This is a genomic window from Pseudoalteromonas peptidolytica (genome assembly GCF_012641745.1).
GTDB classification, from domain to species: domain Bacteria; phylum Pseudomonadota; class Gammaproteobacteria; order Enterobacterales; family Alteromonadaceae; genus Pseudoalteromonas; species Pseudoalteromonas peptidolytica.
Genome location: NZ_WEHZ01000037.1, coordinates 22,909 through 43,575, shown reverse-complemented (window position 1 = coordinate 43,575; position 20,667 = coordinate 22,909). Strand labels below are relative to the sequence as shown.

Annotated in this window: 17 protein-coding genes; 10 read left to right on the top strand and 7 right to left on the bottom strand. The window is 42.8% G+C overall.

Features of this window, described 5'->3' with window-relative positions; translation table 11 throughout:
* Both F9Y84_RS21995 and F9Y84_RS19035 read left to right on the top strand, forming a co-directional pair.
* Window positions 1-204: hypothetical protein (locus F9Y84_RS21995; protein ID WP_211091688.1), on the top strand; the 204-nt coding region annotated here is incomplete at its 5' end.
* The gene (locus tag F9Y84_RS19035; RefSeq protein WP_225740841.1) at window positions 197-1,285 is read left to right on the top strand and encodes an alpha/beta hydrolase-fold protein; all 1,089 of its coding nucleotides are present in this window, start codon (window positions 197-199) and stop codon (window positions 1,283-1,285) included. The genes F9Y84_RS21995 and F9Y84_RS19035, both read left to right, overlap by 8 nt.
* A 520-nt stretch (window positions 1,286-1,805) precedes the next feature.
* On the opposite strand, the gene F9Y84_RS19030 is transcribed toward F9Y84_RS19035, so the two are convergent.
* Window positions 1,806-3,362, bottom strand: coding sequence for an AbgT family transporter (locus F9Y84_RS19030; protein WP_125252802.1), 1,557 nt, complete (start codon window positions 3,360-3,362; stop codon window positions 1,806-1,808).
* Between the two features lie 184 nt (window positions 3,363-3,546).
* Here F9Y84_RS19030 and F9Y84_RS19025 point away from each other — a divergent pair, with 184 nt between their 5' ends.
* Window positions 3,547-4,398 (top strand): HDOD domain-containing protein, encoded by an 852-nt coding sequence (locus F9Y84_RS19025; RefSeq protein ID WP_147391416.1) that lies wholly within the window; start codon window positions 3,547-3,549, stop codon window positions 4,396-4,398.
* A 179-nt stretch (window positions 4,399-4,577) separates the two neighbouring features.
* Window positions 4,578-5,801, top strand: a complete 1,224-nt coding sequence (locus F9Y84_RS19020; protein ID WP_373865602.1) for an NRAMP family divalent metal transporter — start codon at window positions 4,578-4,580, stop codon at window positions 5,799-5,801.
* A 253-nt stretch (window positions 5,802-6,054) separates the two neighbouring features.
* Here the strand turns inward: F9Y84_RS19020 and F9Y84_RS19015 are convergent, their stop codons facing one another.
* From F9Y84_RS19015 to fadI, 6 genes are all read right to left on the bottom strand, one after another.
* On the bottom strand, window positions 6,055-6,330 hold the full coding sequence (locus tag F9Y84_RS19015; RefSeq protein ID WP_147391007.1) for a YfcL family protein: 276 nt from the start codon (window positions 6,328-6,330) through the stop codon (window positions 6,055-6,057).
* Window positions 6,331-6,343: 13 nt separating this feature from the next.
* On the bottom strand, window positions 6,344-7,465 hold the full coding sequence (locus F9Y84_RS19010) for an ATP-NAD kinase family protein (RefSeq protein WP_147391008.1): 1,122 nt from the start codon (window positions 7,463-7,465) through the stop codon (window positions 6,344-6,346).
* A complete protein-coding gene (locus F9Y84_RS19005) occupies window positions 7,455-8,021 on the bottom strand; it encodes an elongation factor P hydroxylase (RefSeq protein ID WP_128732124.1) in 567 nt (188 codons plus the stop codon). Before F9Y84_RS19005 ends, F9Y84_RS19010 begins: the two co-directional genes overlap by 11 nt.
* Before the next feature lie 66 nt (window positions 8,022-8,087).
* Entirely contained in the window at window positions 8,088-9,602 is a 1,515-nt protein-coding gene (locus F9Y84_RS19000; RefSeq protein WP_147391009.1) for a sensor domain-containing diguanylate cyclase, read from the bottom strand.
* Between the two features lie 432 nt (window positions 9,603-10,034).
* The gene (gene fadJ, locus F9Y84_RS18995; protein ID WP_147391010.1) at window positions 10,035-12,134 is read right to left on the bottom strand and encodes a fatty acid oxidation complex subunit alpha FadJ; all 2,100 of its coding nucleotides are present in this window, start codon (window positions 12,132-12,134) and stop codon (window positions 10,035-10,037) included.
* Complete coding sequence (fadI, locus tag F9Y84_RS18990; RefSeq protein ID WP_125252795.1) at window positions 12,134-13,444, bottom strand: acetyl-CoA C-acyltransferase FadI; 1,311 nt, start codon at window positions 13,442-13,444, stop codon at window positions 12,134-12,136. Before fadI ends, fadJ begins: the two co-directional genes overlap by 1 nt.
* Before the next feature lie 267 nt (window positions 13,445-13,711).
* On the opposite strand from fadI, the gene F9Y84_RS18985 reads away from it, so the two are divergent.
* From F9Y84_RS18985 to F9Y84_RS18960, 6 genes are read left to right on the top strand one after another with little or no spacing between them, the layout of a single operon-like run.
* The gene (locus F9Y84_RS18985; protein ID WP_128731064.1) at window positions 13,712-14,668 is read left to right on the top strand and encodes an AAA family ATPase; all 957 of its coding nucleotides are present in this window, start codon (window positions 13,712-13,714) and stop codon (window positions 14,666-14,668) included.
* A gap of 4 nt (window positions 14,669-14,672) precedes the next feature.
* Window positions 14,673-15,626, top strand: a complete 954-nt coding sequence (locus F9Y84_RS18980; protein ID WP_125252826.1) for a DUF58 domain-containing protein — start codon at window positions 14,673-14,675, stop codon at window positions 15,624-15,626.
* The gene (locus tag F9Y84_RS18975) at window positions 15,627-16,058 is read left to right on the top strand and encodes a DUF4381 domain-containing protein (protein ID WP_125252793.1); all 432 of its coding nucleotides are present in this window, start codon (window positions 15,627-15,629) and stop codon (window positions 16,056-16,058) included. It begins immediately after the preceding gene.
* Entirely contained in the window at window positions 16,051-17,034 is a 984-nt protein-coding gene (locus tag F9Y84_RS18970) for a vWA domain-containing protein (RefSeq protein WP_128731065.1), read from the top strand. Before F9Y84_RS18975 ends, F9Y84_RS18970 begins: the two co-directional genes overlap by 8 nt.
* A 4-nt stretch (window positions 17,035-17,038) precedes the next feature.
* Complete coding sequence (locus F9Y84_RS18965) at window positions 17,039-18,979, top strand: vWA domain-containing protein (protein WP_168756780.1); 1,941 nt, start codon at window positions 17,039-17,041, stop codon at window positions 18,977-18,979.
* Window positions 18,973-20,604: a BatD family protein gene (locus tag F9Y84_RS18960; RefSeq protein ID WP_147391225.1), complete on the top strand. Its 1,632-nt coding sequence runs from the start codon at window positions 18,973-18,975 to the stop codon at window positions 20,602-20,604. Before F9Y84_RS18965 ends, F9Y84_RS18960 begins: the two co-directional genes overlap by 7 nt.
* Window positions 20,605-20,667: the final 63 nt, after the last annotated feature.

Here is a 20,667-nt window from a genome sequence, read left to right as displayed (position 1 = left end):
TTTGTTAATATCAGAGCGAGTTTCTTCTACAACTGTAAGGTGTTCAATCAGGTTCATTGGTTGCGCCTAGCAATGGGATTGGCGCTATTTGATCATAAATTAGCTAAAAGTGCGATCCCGCCCTGCTGTAGTAATAGGGAAAGAGCTATTATTAAAATCAGAAATCTTAAACAAGGAAATTCCTCTCAAAATTTCGTTGCCTAGCAACTTTACTCTCTCTTCTGAACATCACACTTATCCGGTTATTTTTATTGTTGGTAAACATGGTCATCAGTATTTTCATACCGTGAATGGGATCGTTAAACATTTGGCTGATGTTGAGCGGATGCCAGAAACTATTGTTGTAAGTATTGATGGAGGAAGCCCCTCCCCTGACATTTATCACAACAATATGTTCAGTAATCAGCCAAGTAATAAATGGCCTTCATGGGGAGAGCCAGATATGTATCATCAGTTTTACCAAGATGAACTCTTTCCCTTTCTAGAAAAGCAGTATCGCGCAAACAATAAACGTAGTGTAGTTGCTATTTCGACAAGTAGTTTTTTCCCACTAAATAATCTTATTCATGACAAACACTTGTTCGACACTTACATTTTTTTGGCTGCAGCGGATATCATTGGGATGGGACACACGCCAAATAAAACCATGGTGGATGGGTTAGCAGCCCGGCTATCTAAGAGCTCAAAAGTAAATCCGCTCATCTTTTTTATGGTCGCTGATGACGACCTGAAAAAACAAAAAAAATATCAAACCAATGTAGATAAACTTAAAAGCAAATTGAGCCAAATAGAAGGCCTGCCTTTTACCCTTCGGATATATGATAATGAAGGACATTATGACACGCTAATAAAAGCCATGTTGGATGTGCTCGAAATAAAATACCCAAAATCACTTTGGTCTGCAAAATATCGTGACATTGTTGCCAAGCCTGGTAACGCTCTGAAAAACCTTGATAAATATTTTGACCAATTAAGTCAACACTACGGTTTTGCTATTTTGCCCAGAGCAACTCGCTGGAATAGTGTAAATAGACTGGGTTTTATTAGTACATACTTGATCAGGCAAAACAGAGCAGCTGAGGCAATTGAAGTCGCTCAACGTTACACCAAGTATCAGCCTAAATCTTGGCAAGCTTATGAATCATTAGCAAAGGCATATGAGGCGAATAACAATCGCGAACACGCGATAGAAAATGCCAATGTCGCGTTAAAACTTGCTAAGAACGAGTATGATAAGAAGAGGCTGAATCAATACATTAAAAGCATAACACCGACGATAAAGTGATTATCAACGGCTGGTGATTCTAAATTAAATAACGAGGAGTAAGCGTAATCATTAATTAAATATTTTTCTGTATGGCGCTAACGAGTTGAGAATAGAACTAGTTTGCTAACTTATGAGAAATCGCTCTAATACCAATTTGACTTAAATACTTGCTCAATTTGAAAGAGTAAATCTGACGCTAACAGCGTTAAAAATTTCTTATTTAGAACAACTAAATAGCAAAATTTTTTCCTGCCTACACTGAGCTAGGTACCTTGGCGATTGCAGGACGCGGTAGCGGGGTTATCGACAAGATTTTCTCGCCTCAAAATAGACCACTTAATTAAGGAAATTGCTATAACTGACCGGTTTTGGCTGTCTCATCAGACAAATAGCTTGGCTGAATTCTAGTCCTTATACCTGAAACTCAAATTAAAAGATAAGCGCTGTATTAGCAGCGCTTATCTTATGGTTCCACTCTGTATGATTAAAAATTTAACCCAAGCTGACTACACTTGATTTAACTTTCTATTCCAAGGTGTTACATACCAGATGGGTAAATATAGCTTGCCTGTAACCCTAGAGGTATACCTAAAGTCCAGTATATTAATAAGAAAATACTCCATCCAATCAAAAATGCGATTGAATATGGCAGCATCATTGCTATTAATGTACCAATACCCGTTGATTTAACGTACTTTTGGCAGTAAACCACGACTAATGGAAAGTACGGCATAAGCGGAGTGATAATATTTGAGCCTGAATCCCCTACTCTATACGCAGCTTGTGTTAGATCTGGAGAGATCCCCAACTGCATCAACATAGGAACAAAAATAGGTCCTAGTAGCGCCCACTTGGCTGAGCTTGAGCCAACAAACAAATTCACAAATGCGGTCAAGAAAATAATTCCAATAACAGTGACATAACTAGGCAATGCCATTGCCTTTAACACTTGTGCTCCCTCAATAGCAAGCAATGCACCTAAATTAGAGTGGCTAAAAGCACTAATAAAGAGCGCACAGAAGAATGCCATTACGATGTAATAAGACATGCTATTCATCGCTTTTGTCATGGCGTCAATCATGTCTTTGGAGCTTTTAAATGTCCCAACTACAAACCCATATACCGCTCCGGGGATCCAAAACAATAAGAAAATTAGCGGCACGATTGATTGCATCAATGGAGCACTAAAGTCCGTTAGCGCACCTGATGGGCTGCGCAGTGCTGAATCTTCACCACTTGACGCATAAACCAGTAGAGCGATGCCTGCAAGCATAACTAGAGATGCAATTACAAATCCCTTTTTCTCTTTGCTCGTGATCTCATCAAATGAAGGTAGGCTATCGGTGTCACCATCGATTGCTGTGTTTTTTAATCTCGGTTCAATAATTTTGTCTGTGATATACCAGCCCAATAAAATGATAAACAAACTAGATGCAGACGTGAAAAACCAGTTATTAAGAGGGTTTATTGCAATTTCAGGATCAATAATTTGTGCAGCACTTTGTGTAAAGCTTTGCAATAACGGGTCAATACCAGATGGAATGAAGTTGGCACTAAAGCCACCACTCACACCGGCAAACGCTGCCGCAATACCTGCCAGTGGATGCCTACCCATCGCATAAAAAATCACGCCCGCGAGCGGAATAACGAGTACATATCCCGCATCGGTAGCGGTGTGGCTAACAATTGCAATCAGGATAATTGACGGTGTTAACAATATCTGTGGTGTGCGCTTAAGCATAATCTTAAGCCCAGTATTGATATAACCTGAGTGTTCAGCGACACCCACACCCAACATTGCAACTAAAACAACGCCCAAAGGTGCAAATCCAGTAAAGGTCTTTACCATCGTTGCCATAAACCCGGCAAGCGCACCGGGGTCTAATAGATTGTGTACTACTATTGCTTCATTAGTTCTAGGATCAATGGCGCTAAATTCCACACCTGAGAATAGCCAAGAAAGAAGCCAGATCAGCAACATTGCTGATAGAAAGATAATGGCAGGATCAGGAAGTTTATTTCCGACCCGCTCGATCCCATTTAAAAAACGGGTGATCGCAGAGTTTTGCGAATTCGCTTGTTGTGATTCGTGCATACCGTTGCCCTGAGAAAAAAATTGCTTAACCATAACTTAATATTTACATGATAGGCAAGTATACGTTCAGAACATTGGGACACTTTGCTGATTTAGTAGTCGGATTGAGATTTTTTCTTACCACTTCGTGTCCAAAAAAGAAAATACGCTATGCTTTTAGATATCCAAAATGAAGGATTTAATGATGATTGATTTAGATGACACCGTGTTATCCGACGTAAAGCATGGCTTCAGTTTACCGCCAAAACCAAGCCTAATAACCGAGCTACAAAATGCGTTATCAGACTCAAATCCAGATCTCAATGACGTCGCAACTATCATAGCCCATGACGTAGGCGCATCAGCTGCGGTGTTAAAGATTATTAACTCTCCACTGTATGGCCTATCTAGAACCGTTACAGACGTCAAGCAAGCCGTTGTCTTTTTAGGACTTAGTGCTATCACAACTCTAGTCACTAGCTTTTTACTCAAGCAATCCTTTGAACAAAGCAAGTGCTGTATTAGTCTTGAGCGGTTTTGGGATAACGCATCCGATATTGCCGACAGTATTATGGTGATTGGTAATAAAATAAAAGCACGTGTACCTATTGAAAATCTGCATTTACTCGGTTTGTTTCATGATGCCGGGATTGCGGCCATGGCAGTAAATTATCCTGATTATATGGAAACTTTAGTCGCAGCTAACAAAGATTATGATAAGATCCTAGTAGCACATGAAGAGAAAAAGTATCAAACAAATCATGCAGTTGTAGGTTACTTTCTGGCAACTTCTTGGAATCTACCAAAAGATATTTGTCAGATGATTTTATGTCATCACGACCCCGAGTTTTTACCCCAGTGTAAAAATGAAGAACAACAATTGGCATTTGCTGCGCTAAAAATGGCTGAAAACTTCGTTCACATCAATAAACGTTTTGTCGCATCGCCTGACTGGTACTTGATGAAAAGCGATGTACTGAAAGCACTCAACCTAGACGAAGACGATTATCAAGACATCAAAGAGGATTTAGAAGACTACTTTTTAGAGGAGCAATGAGATTACACATGCGGTATTGTTAAAAATCCACTTTTGGGCACACTTAAGTACCAAAATTTAATTTGCCGTCCAATGTAAAATTCGTTTTCATCTATATTGCGGCAATATGTAAAACTTCGTAGACTGCGTGCAGGCTTACAATAATAACAATACAAACAAAGGAAATAACATTGATCGCAATGCGCTCGCTAAAGGAAAGGTTTGCAGTTTTTGGCCCTGGCATTTTGATGGCTACCGCCGCTATCGGTGGCTCACACTTGGTTTCTTCAACACAAGCCGGCGCGCTGTTTGGTACACAGCTAATTTGGCTCATCGTTGTCGTTAACTTACTTAAGTACCCTTTTTTCAAGTATGCGGTTGAATACACTAGTCAAACTGCCCATACAGTGGTGGAGGGCTATTACAATAACTATCGTTTTGGTTTTAAAATATTCGTACTACTCAATATTTTTGCAGCCATTGTAAATACGGCTGGTGTTTTGCTCTTAACTGCAAGCTTGCTTAGCTACTCACTTCCTTTTACTATTGGTATTGAATCACTAAGCTTCCTATTGCTTACCACTTGCTTGGCTATTTTATTGCTAGGCCATTACAAAATTTTAGATATAACCAGTAAGTGGGTAATGATAATTTTAACGCTATCCACCGTGAGTGCACTTATTATCGCCATGATAAATGGCGCAGCACATCCATCACCACAGACACCAATATCGCCTTATGACCTTGCACTGCTTGGATTTTTAGTTGCCTTAATGGGCTGGATGCCAGCACCTATTGAAATATCAGCAATAAACTCATCTTGGCTGAAAACGAAAATATCCAAGCAAACGCTTTCCCACCAACAGATCATGTTAGATTTTAAGGTCGGCTATTTCGTTACCTTAGGATTAGCTGTCGTGTTCTGTTTACTTGGCATGTTAATGCAGTATGGACAAAACAACCCAGTAGAGCTTGCAGGTGTTGCTTTTTCCAAGCAACTAATTGATATGTATGCAAATACGATAGGAGAGTGGGCAAGATGGCTTATCGCTGGCGTTGCTTTTTTATGTATGTTTGGTACCACTATTACCGTTTTAGATGGTTATTCAAGAGTACTGAGTGAATCGTTACAGCTACTGCGACCCAGCAAAACGAAAAAATATTACTTAGGCATTTTGCTACTTCAGGCGCTACTAGCAATGTTAGTCGTGCTATTCTTTAAAGCTGATTTAAAAAATATGTTGATGTTTGCAATGAGCTCAGCGTTTGTTACTACCCCAGTATTTGCTTGGATGAATTTGGGATTGGTCAAAGGTGAAATATTCAGTCGTCAATCTGTTGTAGTCAAGGTATTAACAAAGCTTGGGCTTATTTATTTGATTGGTTTTGCACTGCTATTTATATTTTGGAGGCTTGCAAATTGATTTATACCAACGATTTTAATTAATACCAATTTGCTTAATTAAGTGGCCTATTTTGAGGCGAGAAAATCTTGGCGATAACTCCGCTACCGCGTCCTGCTATCGCCAAGGTATCTACATCCGTGTAGGCAAGGCAAAAAATTTGCTATTTAGTTGTTCTAAATAAAAACCTTTAACGCAAGTTAGCATCAGATTTACGCCTTCAAATTGAACAAGTATTAAGTCAAATTGGTATAAGCCTATTAACTAAGTCCGCTTACTTTAGGTTTTGCACCTGTTCCCAAATAGTAACGACATGCGCCTTGTCATCATCATTAAGTTCACCGTTTCGATACGCTTTGACCAAGCTGCTCTCAACCTGAGCGTTTAACTCTTCTACGGTGAGATCAGTCTCTTCTACCTGTGCATATCCCACAGCCAAGTCGAAGTGGCCCCGTAAATAACCACCAGCAAATAACTCATCATCACTTGCTCTATCTACAAGATCATCAAAAAATTGCTGTGCTTTTTCTACATACTCTACTAATAACATTTGTGTTCCTAGGTTATTCCTGATGACCAATGGCATACATGACATGGTCGTTAAATCCCGTGATCACCTTAATAAATCCAGTGAGAGATTCATCAAGTTGCTCATCTCCTGTGTCAGCGATAAGCGGGCGACCATTGAGCGCTTTCAGTTTTGATTTAGTAGCGATAACAATAATATTATCTTTTCCCACTCTCTTAATCAGTTCTGGGCTTAATTGCTGGTTACCGCGGCCGAAAATATGCCCTTGACCACCAATTAGGGTGATCACCAGTTTGGTTTTATCATTAGCCAATGCAAGCAATTGCTGTGCTGTTTGATCTTGTGCAACCAGCGCTTGATCTTTCACTACATCTACACCAAGTAAGGTATTCTCAAGCCCCATTTCTTCCATCACGGCAGCAACGGTAGAACCAGATCCCATGATATAGGTTTCATCTTCATCCATTTCAGAAACAACATAAGCGGCTATATCAGCCAATACCAACTCGTTGCTTTCTTTGCCGCCATTTTTTACTGCTTGTACATATCTAAGTTCAGTGGGTACTTGCATTTCTCCATACCGTTTGGCTCTTACGGTACCGGCTCGAAAGGCAGCCTCATCTATATCCATTACATCAGCTTCACCAATAGATACCAGCTCTCCTGTGACCAAAAGCTCAACCACTCGACCTGCAGCTTTGGGCGTGATGGCATACACACCACTATGAATTTTACATCCTGCGGGGATCCCAAGTACGGGACAAGTATCACCTACTGCATGGCAAATATTACGAGCTGTACCATCACCACCCGCAAATAAAAGCAGATCCACACCTTGTTGCTGCAAAAGTTGTGCTGCGGATTCTGTATGTTCAGCTCTGGTCTGCACACTTGGGGTCTGATATATCACCTGAGTGCTAAAACCAAGTTCTTCGGCAATACGCTCACCCATTTCGCCATTAACAGTAAAAACTTCTATATTTTCTCGGTGTGAGACAAGTTGACTAAGCGCAGCTTTAGCCCTTTGATTGGCACGGGGCTCGGCTCCTAAAGCAAATGCTTTTTGAGCGGTATCCTCCCCATCGCTGCCTTTTAAACCAACACTACCACCAAGCCCTGCGAGCGGATTAACAATCAGTCCCAGTTTAAATTTCATTTTCTATCCCCACACTTAAATCAGATGGAATATTCCAATTAAATTGGCTTTTATTTAACGGCCAAGGTGTATTGTAAAACTGACTCAAGGCTTCAAGCAGGCATGTTGCTCTCTCATTGAAACCGATATCTAATAAACTAATGAGTTGTTGATGAACACGTTTTTGAAAATTGAATCGACATGTTTGCGCACCACTGAGGTTATCTACTGAGACATTAAAAGAAAAATTTGCCGCAGCACTCAATGCCCACTCTATCGCTTGTGGTTTTACTTCAACGTGCTCAAACTCTCTTTGTTTCGTCTCATCGCGACCATCAGGACAATACCAGTAACCATAGTCTTCCAACTCGCGGCGCGCCTTACCTGCTACTAACCAATGTGCAATTTCATGTAGAGCGCTGGCATAAAAGCCATGGGCAAATATGATTCGGTGATGCGGATATGCCTCACTCGCGGGAAGGTATATTGGTTCTTCGAGCCCAGCGACAAGCTCTGTGTTGAGAGGTGCCAAGAATAGCCCATTAAAAACGGCAATGAGGTCTTCTATTTTATGCATCAACATCCGCCACAAATTCAAACAGGGCGCAAATTGTAAGGTTTTTGAGGGACAATGTAAAAGGCATCAAGCCTTTTTATCGAACGAGCTACAAGGAGCGATATATAAAGTGGCTTGATTTCTGCCAGCCTTCTTGGACTCATATAAGGCCATGTCAGCCTCTTCAAAACAGCGTTGGTGATTAAAGCTTTCACCAATTAATTCATAGCCAGCAACACCAATACTAAACGTAAGTCCATAGCTACTAAAACGAAGAAAATCATGGACAAGTCTATCGGCAAAATTCAACGCTGCGTCAGGCGCTGTCTCGGGGCAAATAATGACAAATTCATCTCCTCCCCAGCGACCGATATGATCGCTCGGCCTTGCCTGTTCAGTCAAAAACTGTCCAACTTCTTTAAGTGCTGTATCCCCATCTTGGTGTCCCGCACTGTCATTGAGTTGCTTGAAGTAGTCTATGTCGACAACCAAAAGAGACAGTGAGCGATGGTAACGGATCGCCCTTTGTACCTCTTCTCGCAGGACCACTTCTATTTTCCTGCGATTTTTTACTTGAGTCGAAAAATCAAGTTCTGCACGTGACCTTAGCTCTTGTTCTTGCCGTAAGTCTCGTATGACTGCAATGTAAACATCACCTTTCGAGACGGACACCGTAGAAATCGTAACATCTACAGGAAGCTTGCTACCTGACTGATGAAGCGCTAACATTTTTTTCCCTTTCAGCTGCGGATCACCTGCACCAGCTTGGCCACACTCCTCCTCGGCAAAACGATGTTGTGGAATTAAATCTCCCACTCTCATCCCCAACAGCTCATGGTGCTTATATCCAAACAACTTGGTGCATGCTTGATTAACGTCCTTAAGCTTATTGTTTCTGTCAAAATACAAAATTGCGTCTGGCGTTGCATTAAAGAGCCGGCGCTTTTCTTTTAATAGTTTTAAAGTGTAGATGAGTGTAGCTATGTTTAAGCATGCAAATAACAGCATAATTGGGATAAATAATAACGTACCGTAACTAGCCAATGCCTGTGTTTGTGTAAACATTGTAGCCTGCTGCTGTTTTGCGAGTGAAAACTGCGCGCCTATCGAGTGGCGCAAAAAGTTAAACGCGGCTTCAGCATCTGCATCGTCAACTTTAACAAGGCTATCCATCATAGTTGGTGTGATATTGCTACTTGTTGTAGTCGATTTTGCAACCGCTAGCATGTGCGTGTAGTTATCAAAGGTTGACTGTATTGCATCCAATGCAGCGTCTTCTTGCTCAGTTAAGCCCAAACCCCGAAGCTTAACAATTGCGTTATTTGTCGATTCTACATCTAATAACGCCGTGTCATAGTAAACATTTTGTTGACGCAGAATGTAGTTTTTAAAATGATGAATAAAACCATTATAGCCCAAGCTGCGCTCAAGCTCCGCGAGCAAGGCCGCACGCTTTATTGATACTTCAGAGTCAGACTGCCACGATTGATGAAAAGAAGAGATTGACTGATTAAGTACAGCAGACCAATAAACTAAGCTCCCACTAACAAGCACTGTAAAAATAGAAAGCGCTATTATTAGTAAGAAAATACGCCTATTCATCCGTGTTACCACCAACAATATAGAGGTTATTGGTAACTCGACAGTTTATCTGTAAGCTATTCATGCTGTTACCAGTTGATATGACCTATAATATGTAATATCAATTGCCTTAATTCTTGCTCAATTTGAAGGCGTGACTCTGACGCTAACTGCGTTAAAAATTGCTTACTTAGAACACTAAATAGTACAATTTTTGCCTTGCCTACACTGATTTAGTGACCTTGGCGATAGCAGGACGCTCTAGCGGTGTTGTTAACAAAATTTCTCGCCTCAAAATAGACCATTTAGTTAAGATAATTCGTATAAGGGGTAACGGCTACTGGAGAACAAGTCATTATCCCGAGCTCAGGTTATTCGTTTAAATATAGACCAGAAAATAAAAAAAGCCGCATAAAATGCGGCTTACCAGTGAATTGCTAATGTACGTAGAGATCAGTAATAACCTTTACCCGCTTCCACCATCGCTAGCAACGGCTCGGCAGGCGTAAAAGTTGGATTTTCAGACGCATACGTCGATAGCTCAGAGCAAATCTTGTTAACGCCTTTTTTATCCATGTAACTAAACGGACCACCTAAGAACGGTGGGAAACCGATACCAAAAATAGCGCCAATATCTCCATCTCTAGCATTACGAATAATGCCTTCGTCCAAACAACGCGCAGCCTCATTTAGCATTTGCGCAACACAACGATTGGCTATTTCTTGCTTGTTCAATTTTGGAGATGGGGTAATACCCAGCAATTCGTAGACAGACTCGTCAACCTGCTTACCTTTTTTGCCTTCATAATTGTAGAAGCCTCGGCCTGTTTTACGACCTAAACGTTTACTATCTATCATACGGGCAAAAGCATCGGGTGCTTTAAATCGCTCCCCGAGTTCCTTTTCCAAAATAGGGGCTATTTTAGAACCAATATCAACACCTACTTCATCTAAAAGTGCCAAGGGGCCAACTGGGAATCCAAATTCCACCAAAGCTTGGTCGATTTTTTCAATTGGCTCACCGGCTAATAGTAGATTAGCCGCCTCATTGACGTACGGCGCTAAAATACGGTTAACATAAAAGCCAGCCTTGTCCTTTACAACGATTGGCGTTTTACCCTGTTTACGTGCAAACGCAACTGTACGAGCGATTACCTCATCGCTGGTGGTATCGTGTGGAATAATTTCAACCAATGGCATTTTCTCCACTGGCGAGAAGTAATGTAATCCGATCACGTTTTCCGGTCTCGCGGCTTTCGCAGCGATTTGGCCTATCGGTAATGACGAAGTATTACTCGCAAAAATGGTTTGTTCAGCGCATTCACGTTCAATATCCGCTACCATGGATTGCTTTAACTCTAAATCTTCAAATACCGCTTCGATCACCATGTCTGTGTGCTTAAAGCCAGAATAATCAGTAGTACCTGTGATCATATTCAGGGTAGACTGCATTTCTGCCTTTGAAATAATACGGCGCTTTTGGCGCTTAGATAAAATCTTGTAGCTGTAATTTAGTGCGTTACTGATCCCCTGATGGGCAACATCTTTAATACGCACCGTCGCCCCTGCTTTTACCGCGCTCACATGGGTAATACCAGCACCCATCAAACCACCACCAAGCACAGCTACGCGGTTTACAGCCGCCAAGTCTTCAACTTGGAAATCTTTTTTCATTTCCGTTGTGGCAAAGAAAATACCTCGCAGTGAGCGAGACACTTCTGACATAACCAGATCAGCAAACCCTTCTGCTTCAGTTTTGTAGCCCTTAAGCTTATCCAATTCGATAGAAGCTCTCACCGCTTTGATAATCGCAAGTGGTGCTGGATAGTGTCCGCCAGTTTTCTTCTCTACATTTTCTTGTGCTTTTTTGAAAATGATATTTCGACCAAACGGGTTTGATTCTAATAGTTGACTAATTTTGTCTAGGTTTGGTTTACGAGGCTTAGGCTTGCCTTTTCTTGCAAGCTTAACGGCAACGTTTAATAAAATGCTGTGTGGCACCACATCATCAACCAGTCCTGTCTTTTTCGCCTGCTTTGGACGCACTTGTTTACCAGTCAACATCCATTCAAGTGCTTTTTGTATTCCAACTAATTTTGGTAGGCGCTGCGTACCACCACCACCTGGCAATAAACCAAGTTGTACTTCTGGAAGACCCAGTTTTGTTTTACTGTCTTCAGTACAAACTCGATAATCACAAGCCAGTGCAAACTCAAGGCCGCCACCCAATGCGACGCCATGAATAGCCGCAACGGTTGGGAATGGCAGCTCTGCCATTTTAAAGAAAGTTTTATGACACATTTCTGATATCGCTAACGCGTCGTCACGCGTGTTGGCGTTGTCCAGCATTTTGATGTCTGCACCGGCGATGAAGTTGTCTGCTTTACCACTGATAAAAACCATCCCAGTTACATCGTCTTGCTTACCTTTAGCAATAACTTCAAGCAACTCATCAGCGAATGAATCGCGTAAGGTGTTCATCTTTTCACCTGGTACGTCAATAGTGACGATGGCCACTTTATGGTCGTTTAGTTCATAAGAAAATACTGACATTACGCGCTCTCCAATACAAATGCTGCTCCAAGACCACCTGCTGCGCAGGCTGTTGTTAATGCAAGGCCACCGCCACGACGTTTAAGTTCATGCAAGCTTTGCGTGATTAAACGCGCGCCCGTAGCTGCGAATGGGTGACCGTAAGCGAGTGAGCCACCGTTTACGTTAAACTTGTCCATGTCGATTTCACCAATCGCTTTGCTGCGACCCAATTTCTCCTGCGCGAATTTATCTGAGCCAAACATCTTCATGTTTGCCAGCGCTTGAGCTGCGAACGCCTCGTGCATTTCAATCAAATCAAGGTCTGCTAATGTGATCCCAGCTCTATCCAACGCAATAGGCGTCGAGTGTGCAGGGCCCATTAGCATGTCTTCGTGTACGCCAATCGCTGAGAAGGCGAAGCTACGGACATATCCCAAAATATCGTAACCGAGCGCTTTGGCCTTACTTTCACTCATCATCAATACAGCTGCAGCACCATCGGTCAGTGGTGTTGCATTCGCAGCGGTAACAGAGCCATGCTTTCTGTCAAATACAGGCTTTAATTTGGCGTACCCTTCAAGTGACGAGTTTTCACGGATGTTATTATCTTTATCAATGAACCCTTTGTATGGCTCGACATGTGCAGCCATCACTTCATTACTCAACAGGCCTTCTGACCATGCTTTTGCAGCTAGAGTATGTGAACGATGCGCCATCGCGTCTTGATCCGCTCGGCTAATACCATGTGTTTTCGCCATTTGCTCTGCTGTTTGCCCCATAGACAAGCCAGTCGAATACTCGGCAACTGCAGGTGGAACCGGTAATAAATCTTTTAATCTCAGTTTTGAGAAAATTTGTAAACGCTGTTTAAGAGTGCGTGCTTTGTTTAGGTCGACTAAGCTGCCAGCTAATTTTTTGCTTACGCCAATTGGTAGTACCGATGAAGAATCAGCACCACCTGCCACGCCTACATTTACTTGGCCTGAGATAATGCTTTCTGCTACATTGGCAATCGCTTGGAAGCTCGTGGCACAAGCGCGAGATACGGAATACGCATCAACAGATACCGGCATCCCTGTACCAAGGACAATTTCACGTGCGATATTTGGCGCTTCAGGCATTTGAACAACTTGACCGAAAACCAATTGGTCGATTTCTTTGCGGTCAAAGTTAAGTCGTTCAAGCATTTCGTTAACTACGATTTTGCCCAAATCTAATGCTGGAACATGATGAAAAGCGGTAGCTTGCTTTGCGAATGGCGTACGCAAGCCGCTAACGATAGCGATTCGGTCGCCTTTTGATGTTTTTAATATATTTTGTTCAGACATGAATTTGCTCTCCCGCTGACAGGTCTGACCTGTTAATTTCCTTCGATTCTAAACAACCAAATCGAAGTTGCCAATAGTAAAGCGCGAAATGGTTGCTTTTTAAACCGCAAACGTCAACTTTAGATGCTTTTTCAAACAATCTCAAAGTATTTGAAATTGTTATTGAAAATTTATGAACTTTTCTAAATTTACCGGTCTAATCTCCTTGATTATTGATCCAGCGACCATATAACTATTTTTATTTTTGTCGGTTTAAAAGGCATTCTCATGGCAGTAAACGAGTTTTCACAACTAAAAGAATATTTAGATACCCAAATTCTAGGACAAAGTGCACTGACCGAATCGTTGCTTATTGCACTGTTAGCAGATGGCCACTTGTTGGTGGAAGGCCCTCCGGGACTTGCTAAAACTCGAGCAGTAAACGCACTGGCAAAAGGCATTGAAGGCAGTTTTCAACGCGTTCAATTTACCCCTGACTTATTACCGTCTGACGTGACAGGCACGGACATTTATCGTCAACAAACGAACGAGTTTGTATTTGAGAAGGGGCCCCTTTTCCACCACCTTATTCTGGCAGATGAAATTAACCGAGCGCCTGCAAAAGTTCAGTCTGCGCTGCTCGAAGCCATGGCTGAGCGACAAATCACCGTAGGTAAAACTACTTACCCATTACCAGAGCTATTTATGGTGATGGCCACACAAAACCCATTGGAGCAAGAAGGTACGTACCCGCTACCAGAGGCACAACTTGACCGCTTTTTACTGCATTTGAACATTGACTACCCAGATGCCGAAACTGAAGTAGACATACTCAGATTAACCCGTGGTGAAGCACTTGAAGAGTATCAAGCCGCTTATACGCCAATTAGTCAGGCAACGTTATTTGAAGCACGTAAAACTGTACTGGGTATGCACTTAGCTGAACCTCTTGAGCAATATTTGGTGCAGCTAATCATTGCCACAAGACAACCAGAGCGCTTTGACCCTACCTTGGCTAGCTGGATTGAGTATGGTGCAAGTCCTCGTGCCACTATTGCATTAGATAAATGTTCACGTGCTCATGCTTGGCTACAGGGGCGAGATTTTGTCACACCTGAAGACATTCAAGCGGTGGTTCACAATGTACTTCGCCATCGTATCGTTCTTAGCTACGAGGCTCAGGCCGATGGCATCACAAAAGATCAAGTCATTAGTAAAATTCTAGAATTAGTTGCTGTTCCATAACATGATGAACGACGTCACACAGTTTAATGCAGCCAGCTGGTTTAGAGAAAGCCACAGTAATGGCGTCGAGCTAGGCCTCAAGGAGCTACTGTTTTATAAGTCAAAGGCTCATTTACTTTCACTTAAACCACGCGGCAAAGTAAAAAGTGCGCAAGCTGGACAATACCTCGCCCCCCACAAAGGGCGAGGTATGGAGTTTGCTGAGGTGAGGCAATATCAATACGGCGATGACATACGCGCTATTGATTGGCGTGTTACCGCGCGTACCGGTGAGGCACACACCAAACTATTCCAAGAAGAAAAAGAGCGCCCTGTATTCATTTTTTGCGACTTTTCTTCGAGCATGCTTTTTGGTTCAAGGCTGTTACTCAAATCTGTATTAGCTGCACATTTGGGCGCTTTGGTATCTTGGTCAGCTTGCCAACGTGGCGATCGTGTCGGTGGTGTGGTCTTTAATGACAGCCATCACCATGAGCTAAAGCCAACAGCTCGCGATCGCGGTGTTTTGGCGTTGGCTCATCAATTTTGTGCACTGCATGAGCAAGCCTTATTGCAAAAAGACCGACCGACGTCTGAAAACCGTTTTAATGAAAATTTAAAGCGGCTTGTTCATCTTGCAAAGCCAGGTAGCCTTATCTATTTGATATCGGACTTTACTGAACTTAATGAAGAAAGTTTCAAATTGTTGGAACGTGCCAGCCGCCATAACGAAGTGATCGGATGTATGGTAAGCGATCCATTTGAACATCAATTACCTCAGTACAGCCAAGCAATAGAAGTATCGGCGGGAGAGCACAACTGGACATTACCGCTCATGGATAAGCAATTTCGCGACTCATTTTCGCAACATGCAGCCGACTTTTTTAATCGAAGATTAGCGTTACTACAACGCTCAGGCATGACGCTACAAAAATACGATGCGTCGTTACCCATAGAACTACAAATAATGAGGGGTTAAATGCAAGTCAATCCACTCGACCAACTCAATGATGTGGTCATCCCTCAAAGCGTAAGCTGGTGGCCACTTTCTTATCCAATGTGGGGAGTTATTGTTATCGTCCTCGCACTGGTAGCCAGCGGAGTTTGGTTGCTGTATCGCAGACAACAGTTTTTAAAAGCCAAAAAAGAAGCGATAAGGCTTAGTCAATCTCAAGATAACCCACAGATTTTACATACTTTGCTCAAGCGTTTAGTGAAACACTATTATGGGGAGGTCGCCGCAAGCCGCTATGGTAAAGAGTGGTTAGCATTACAAGCAAAACTCACCCGTGTTGAGCTAACGCAACAAGAGCTTGACTCATTGTACGCACCGACCCAAACGCCTGAGCTTAGCAAAAAGCTTGCACTGGCGATCAGTACCTTTAAAGTCAAGGAGCGTATCGATGTTTGAGTTTGTATGGCCGCTGGCATTTTTATTACTACCACTGCCTTGGCTGATTGCCAAATTTAAGCCAAGTGTTGCACAAACGAATATACATATTCGCATGCCAAGTGTCGCCAAGTTACAGCTTGGCCACTCAAAGCAATTACATAAGCGCGCTAAAGTCAGCCCCCTTGAAGCCATTGTCTGGTTACTGCTGGTGAGCGCAGCCGCCAATCCTACATGGCTTGACGAACCGATTGTTATTCCAAGCGAAGGGCGAGATATTATGTTAGCAGTTGACCTTTCAGCCTCCATGACAGAGCAGGATATGGAGTATCAAGGCCGTTTGGTTGATAGACTATCCGTCGTAAAAGCCGTCGTGAGTGACTTTATTGAAGCGCGTCAGGGAGATAGACTAGGTCTGATTCTCTTCGGTGATACCGCATTTTTGCAAACCCCCCTCACCCGAGATTTAGCGACGGTCAGTCAAATGTTAACTGAGGCCCAAATTGGGCTGGTTGGTCGCGCCACCGCCATCGGTGATGCGATTGGCTTGTCAGTCAAACGTTTTGAGGCTCGCGAACTGAGTAACCGTATATTAATTTTATTGACCGACGGTCAAAACACTGCCGGTAATCTTGAGCCAAATGAGGCGCTTATCTTGGCACGTGAAGAAGGCATCAAGATTTACACCGTTGGCGTAGGCTCCGATGGCAGACGAGGGTTTGGTCTATTTGGTTTTAACTCAATGGCTGGCAGTAGCATTGACGAGAAAACACTACAGCACATCGCAAAAGAAACAGGCGGACAGTATTTTCGAGCCAAAGACGTCGCAAGTTTACAACAGATTTACGCCATGCTGGATGAGCTAGAGCCAATCAGTGATGAAACACAGACATTTCGCCCAAAAGTTTCATTGTTTTACATACCGCTACTTGTAGTTCTTGGGCTACTTTTTTTGGCTCAACTGAGCGTCGTTGTTAGAGCAAAAGTAAGGGGATAAGAGCATGGAATTTGAGTTTATTCGCCCACAATTACTTTGGTTATTCGTTCCTTGGGCTATCTACTGTTTGATGCAGTGGTCTAAAAAAGGTAAGCAACATAATAATCAACTTATCGCTCCACACTTAATGAAAGTGGTGATGGGTGAACAAGGGCAACAATCACAAAAACACAATAACTCTTTACTTGGTGTTATTTTTTCTTTGCTAACCATTATTGCGGTTGCAGGCCCGAGTATTGAAAAGCAGGAAGTACCTGTTTTCAAAACACAAGCACCAAGAGTATTGGTGCTGGATATGTCCTACTCTATGTATGCAACCGATCTCACACCAAATCGTCTTACTCAAGCAAGGTTTAAGACTCTGGACATGCTGAAGTTATTTCAAGAAGGTGAAACAGGGTTGGTTGCTTACGCAGGTGACGCCTTCACTGTGTCTCCGTTAACAACAGATGTAGCAACACTAGAGAATTTAATTCCAAGCCTTCGCCCCGAAATCATGCCATCAAAAGGTTCTAATGTTTATGCCGGTATCGAAGAGGCAATCAACCTATTAAGTGGTGCGAGCGCAACCTTTGGCGATATTATCTTAATTACAGATGGGCTCGAGCAAGAGGATGCCGAGGACATTCAGGCGTTACTGGCTGATAGTCCCTACTCGCTCAATATTTATGCGTTGGGTACAACTCAGGGCGCGCCGATAAAACTTCATGACGGCGGCTTCTTAAAAGACCAATATGGTCAAATTGTAGTACCAAAACTTTTTACTACTCGATTAGAAAAGCTTGCGAAAGTCAAAGGCGGTAAGTTTGCCACGTATACGACCGACAACAGAGACATCAACACATTTAAACCTAGCTTAGCGTCAAATACTGCCATCGTTAAAACTGAGCAAGAAAGTGCCAAGTGGCGTGTAGATGCCGGTGTATATTTGCTTATTTTATTGGTTCCACTGGCACTTTTATTGGTACGGAACCACGCAATTATGCTCAGTGCTTTGCTTGTTTTTACTTTATTACCACAGCAAAAGGCTGTAGCCAGTGAATGGCTACAATGGTTTAAAAATAACGATCAAAATGCCTTACAAGCCTATCAAAATGAAGCTTTTGAACGAGCGGCATCAGCTAATGACCCTGTTTTAAAGGGGGCTGCTTTGTATAAAGCAGGCGACTATGAAGGAGCGGCTTCGGTGCTAAATCAAACTGATTCAGCACAAGGCCAATATAATTTAGGTAACGCGTTGGCGCAGCTGGGTAAGCTGGATGAGTCTATTGCAGCATATGACAAAGCGCTAGCCATGAACCCCGACTTCACACAGGCAAAGGATAATAAAGCCGTCGTTGAGGCATTAAAAAATCAGCAAGACCAACAAGGTCAGCAAGACCAACAGGGTCAGCAAGACCAACAAGGTCAGCAAGACCAACAAGACCAACAAGACCAACAAGGTCAACAAGACCAACAAGGTCAGCAAGACCAACAAGGTCAGCAAGACCAACAGGGTCAGCAAGACCAACAGGGTCAGCAAGACCAACAGGGTCAGCAAGACCAACAGGGTCAGCAAGACCAACAGGGTCAGCAAGACCAACAGGGTCAGCAAGACCAACAGGGTCAGCAAGAGCAAAATAATAATGAGCCGCAGCTAGATCCATCCATGCAACAACAACAAGAAGCAGATCAGCAAGCACATGAACAAAGCCAACAACAGGGGCAAGCTGTATCTGAGACGGACGCAGAACAAACACCGCAAGATGAACAAGCACGCAATGCCGCCATGGTGCAGGAAAGTCGACCTCTGACACCTGAAGAAATTGAAAAAGCACAACAGCTCAATCAGTTACTCAGAAAAGTACCTGACGAACCAGCGATATTACTGAGAAATAAAATGCAATTAGAAGCACAAAAACGTAAACAAAGACGTCTACCGAGAGGAGTTGAGAAATCATGGTAAAACGTATTTTATTTTTGCTGTCTTTGTTAATAATAAGCCACAAAACGCTCGCTGTGGATAATCTCACCGCAAGCGTAGACAAAAATCCAGTGCTTGCGGGTGAGTATTTTACCTTGTCAATCGTCGCGCAAGGAAAAGTCAAAGGCACAATTCCAGATGTGTCAGCTTTGAGTAATGACTTTGTCACAAGCCCTGTAAATACCAGCTCTCGAACGAGTATCATCAATGGCAGTGTTGCTAGCTCAACAACCTGGCAAATGCAGCTTGTGGCTCGCTCCCCAGGAACCTATACCATTCCCGCGTTCGAAGTTGATGGCGCAAAAACGCAGCCAATCGAAATCTCAGTCGTCGCTCGTGAGGATCAACAGCAAAGCAAAGATATTTTCGTCAAGACTGAACTAAAAACACCTAACCTTTATGTGCAGCAAGCAGCGCTTTACACCGTTAAGCTGTATATTGGCAAGGACTTACTAGATGGCCAGCTGAGTGATCCTATCTCAGATGGTGCTACCTTTACACAGTTAGGTAAAGCCAGTGAAGAATACGAGATTATTGATGGACGACGTTATATGGTTTTGACGCGTGAATACATGATCCAACCGCAAAAAAGTGGTGACTTCACCATCAAGCCGCCAGTATTTAATGGCCAGATCAGAGATAATTACCGCCGTATGGCTACCTCTGCCGTTGGCGATAGCATTGACTTTTCAGTATCCCCTATCCCGGCCGATGCCGCCGATACGTGGTTGCCAAGCGAATACTTAAATTTTTCCGAGGAATGGCAACCTAATGAGTCAACCTTTACCGTTGGGACTCCAATCACTCGAACATTAAGCCTAACCGCTGTAGGAGTAACAAAAGAGCAGCTTCCAGATATTCAGATAGAGGATACCGATGGATTTAGAATTTATCCTGATACTTCCGAGCGAAAACAAATTACCAGAGATGGAAAAGTTATCTCGCAACTGATCGTTTCGTTTGCCTATCTGCCTCAGCGAGCTGGTGATTTTGTTTTACCTGAAGTCACGTTACCTTGGTTCAATACCATTACCAAGCGCGAAGAAATTGCTACATTGGCGAGCAAATCTCTGAGTGTAGTTCAAGATCCAAATCAACCCGTATTACCACTAACACCAAAAGTGACTCAGCAAACGCGTAGTAATGAGCCAAGTCAAGCGGTGTCGACTTCAACACAACAACACACAAGCTATACAGTACCGCTGTGGGTATGGGCTTTAGCAGTGAGCGGTTACATAATATGGCTAGTCACATTGATGTTCTGGTGGAGGGCATCTAAATCAACAGTGAAACAACAGCCAAAAATGAGTCAGCAAACCAACTCACAGCCTTTGATTTCGTTTGAAGAAGCCGTTAAACAAAACAGCACAAATGCGTTTTATCAGGCACTGCTCAACCATACTAGACAACAAAACATGTCTATGGCCAAATGGTTGCAACAACAGCCTGAGTCGTTAAAAACGCAAGTGAATGAGTTGCAACGTTCACTTTACAGCAACACCCAATCTAGCGTTGATTTATCCGCTTTATTCACTGAAGTAAAACGGAGTATCAAGCAAGCAGCGGACAAAAGATCTAAACAAGTACTTGATACGCTTTACAACTAAGCGCCTAGCGGCGCTTTTTTATTCTTTACCACTTTTGTTTGATAATAAGACTTAACCAATTTG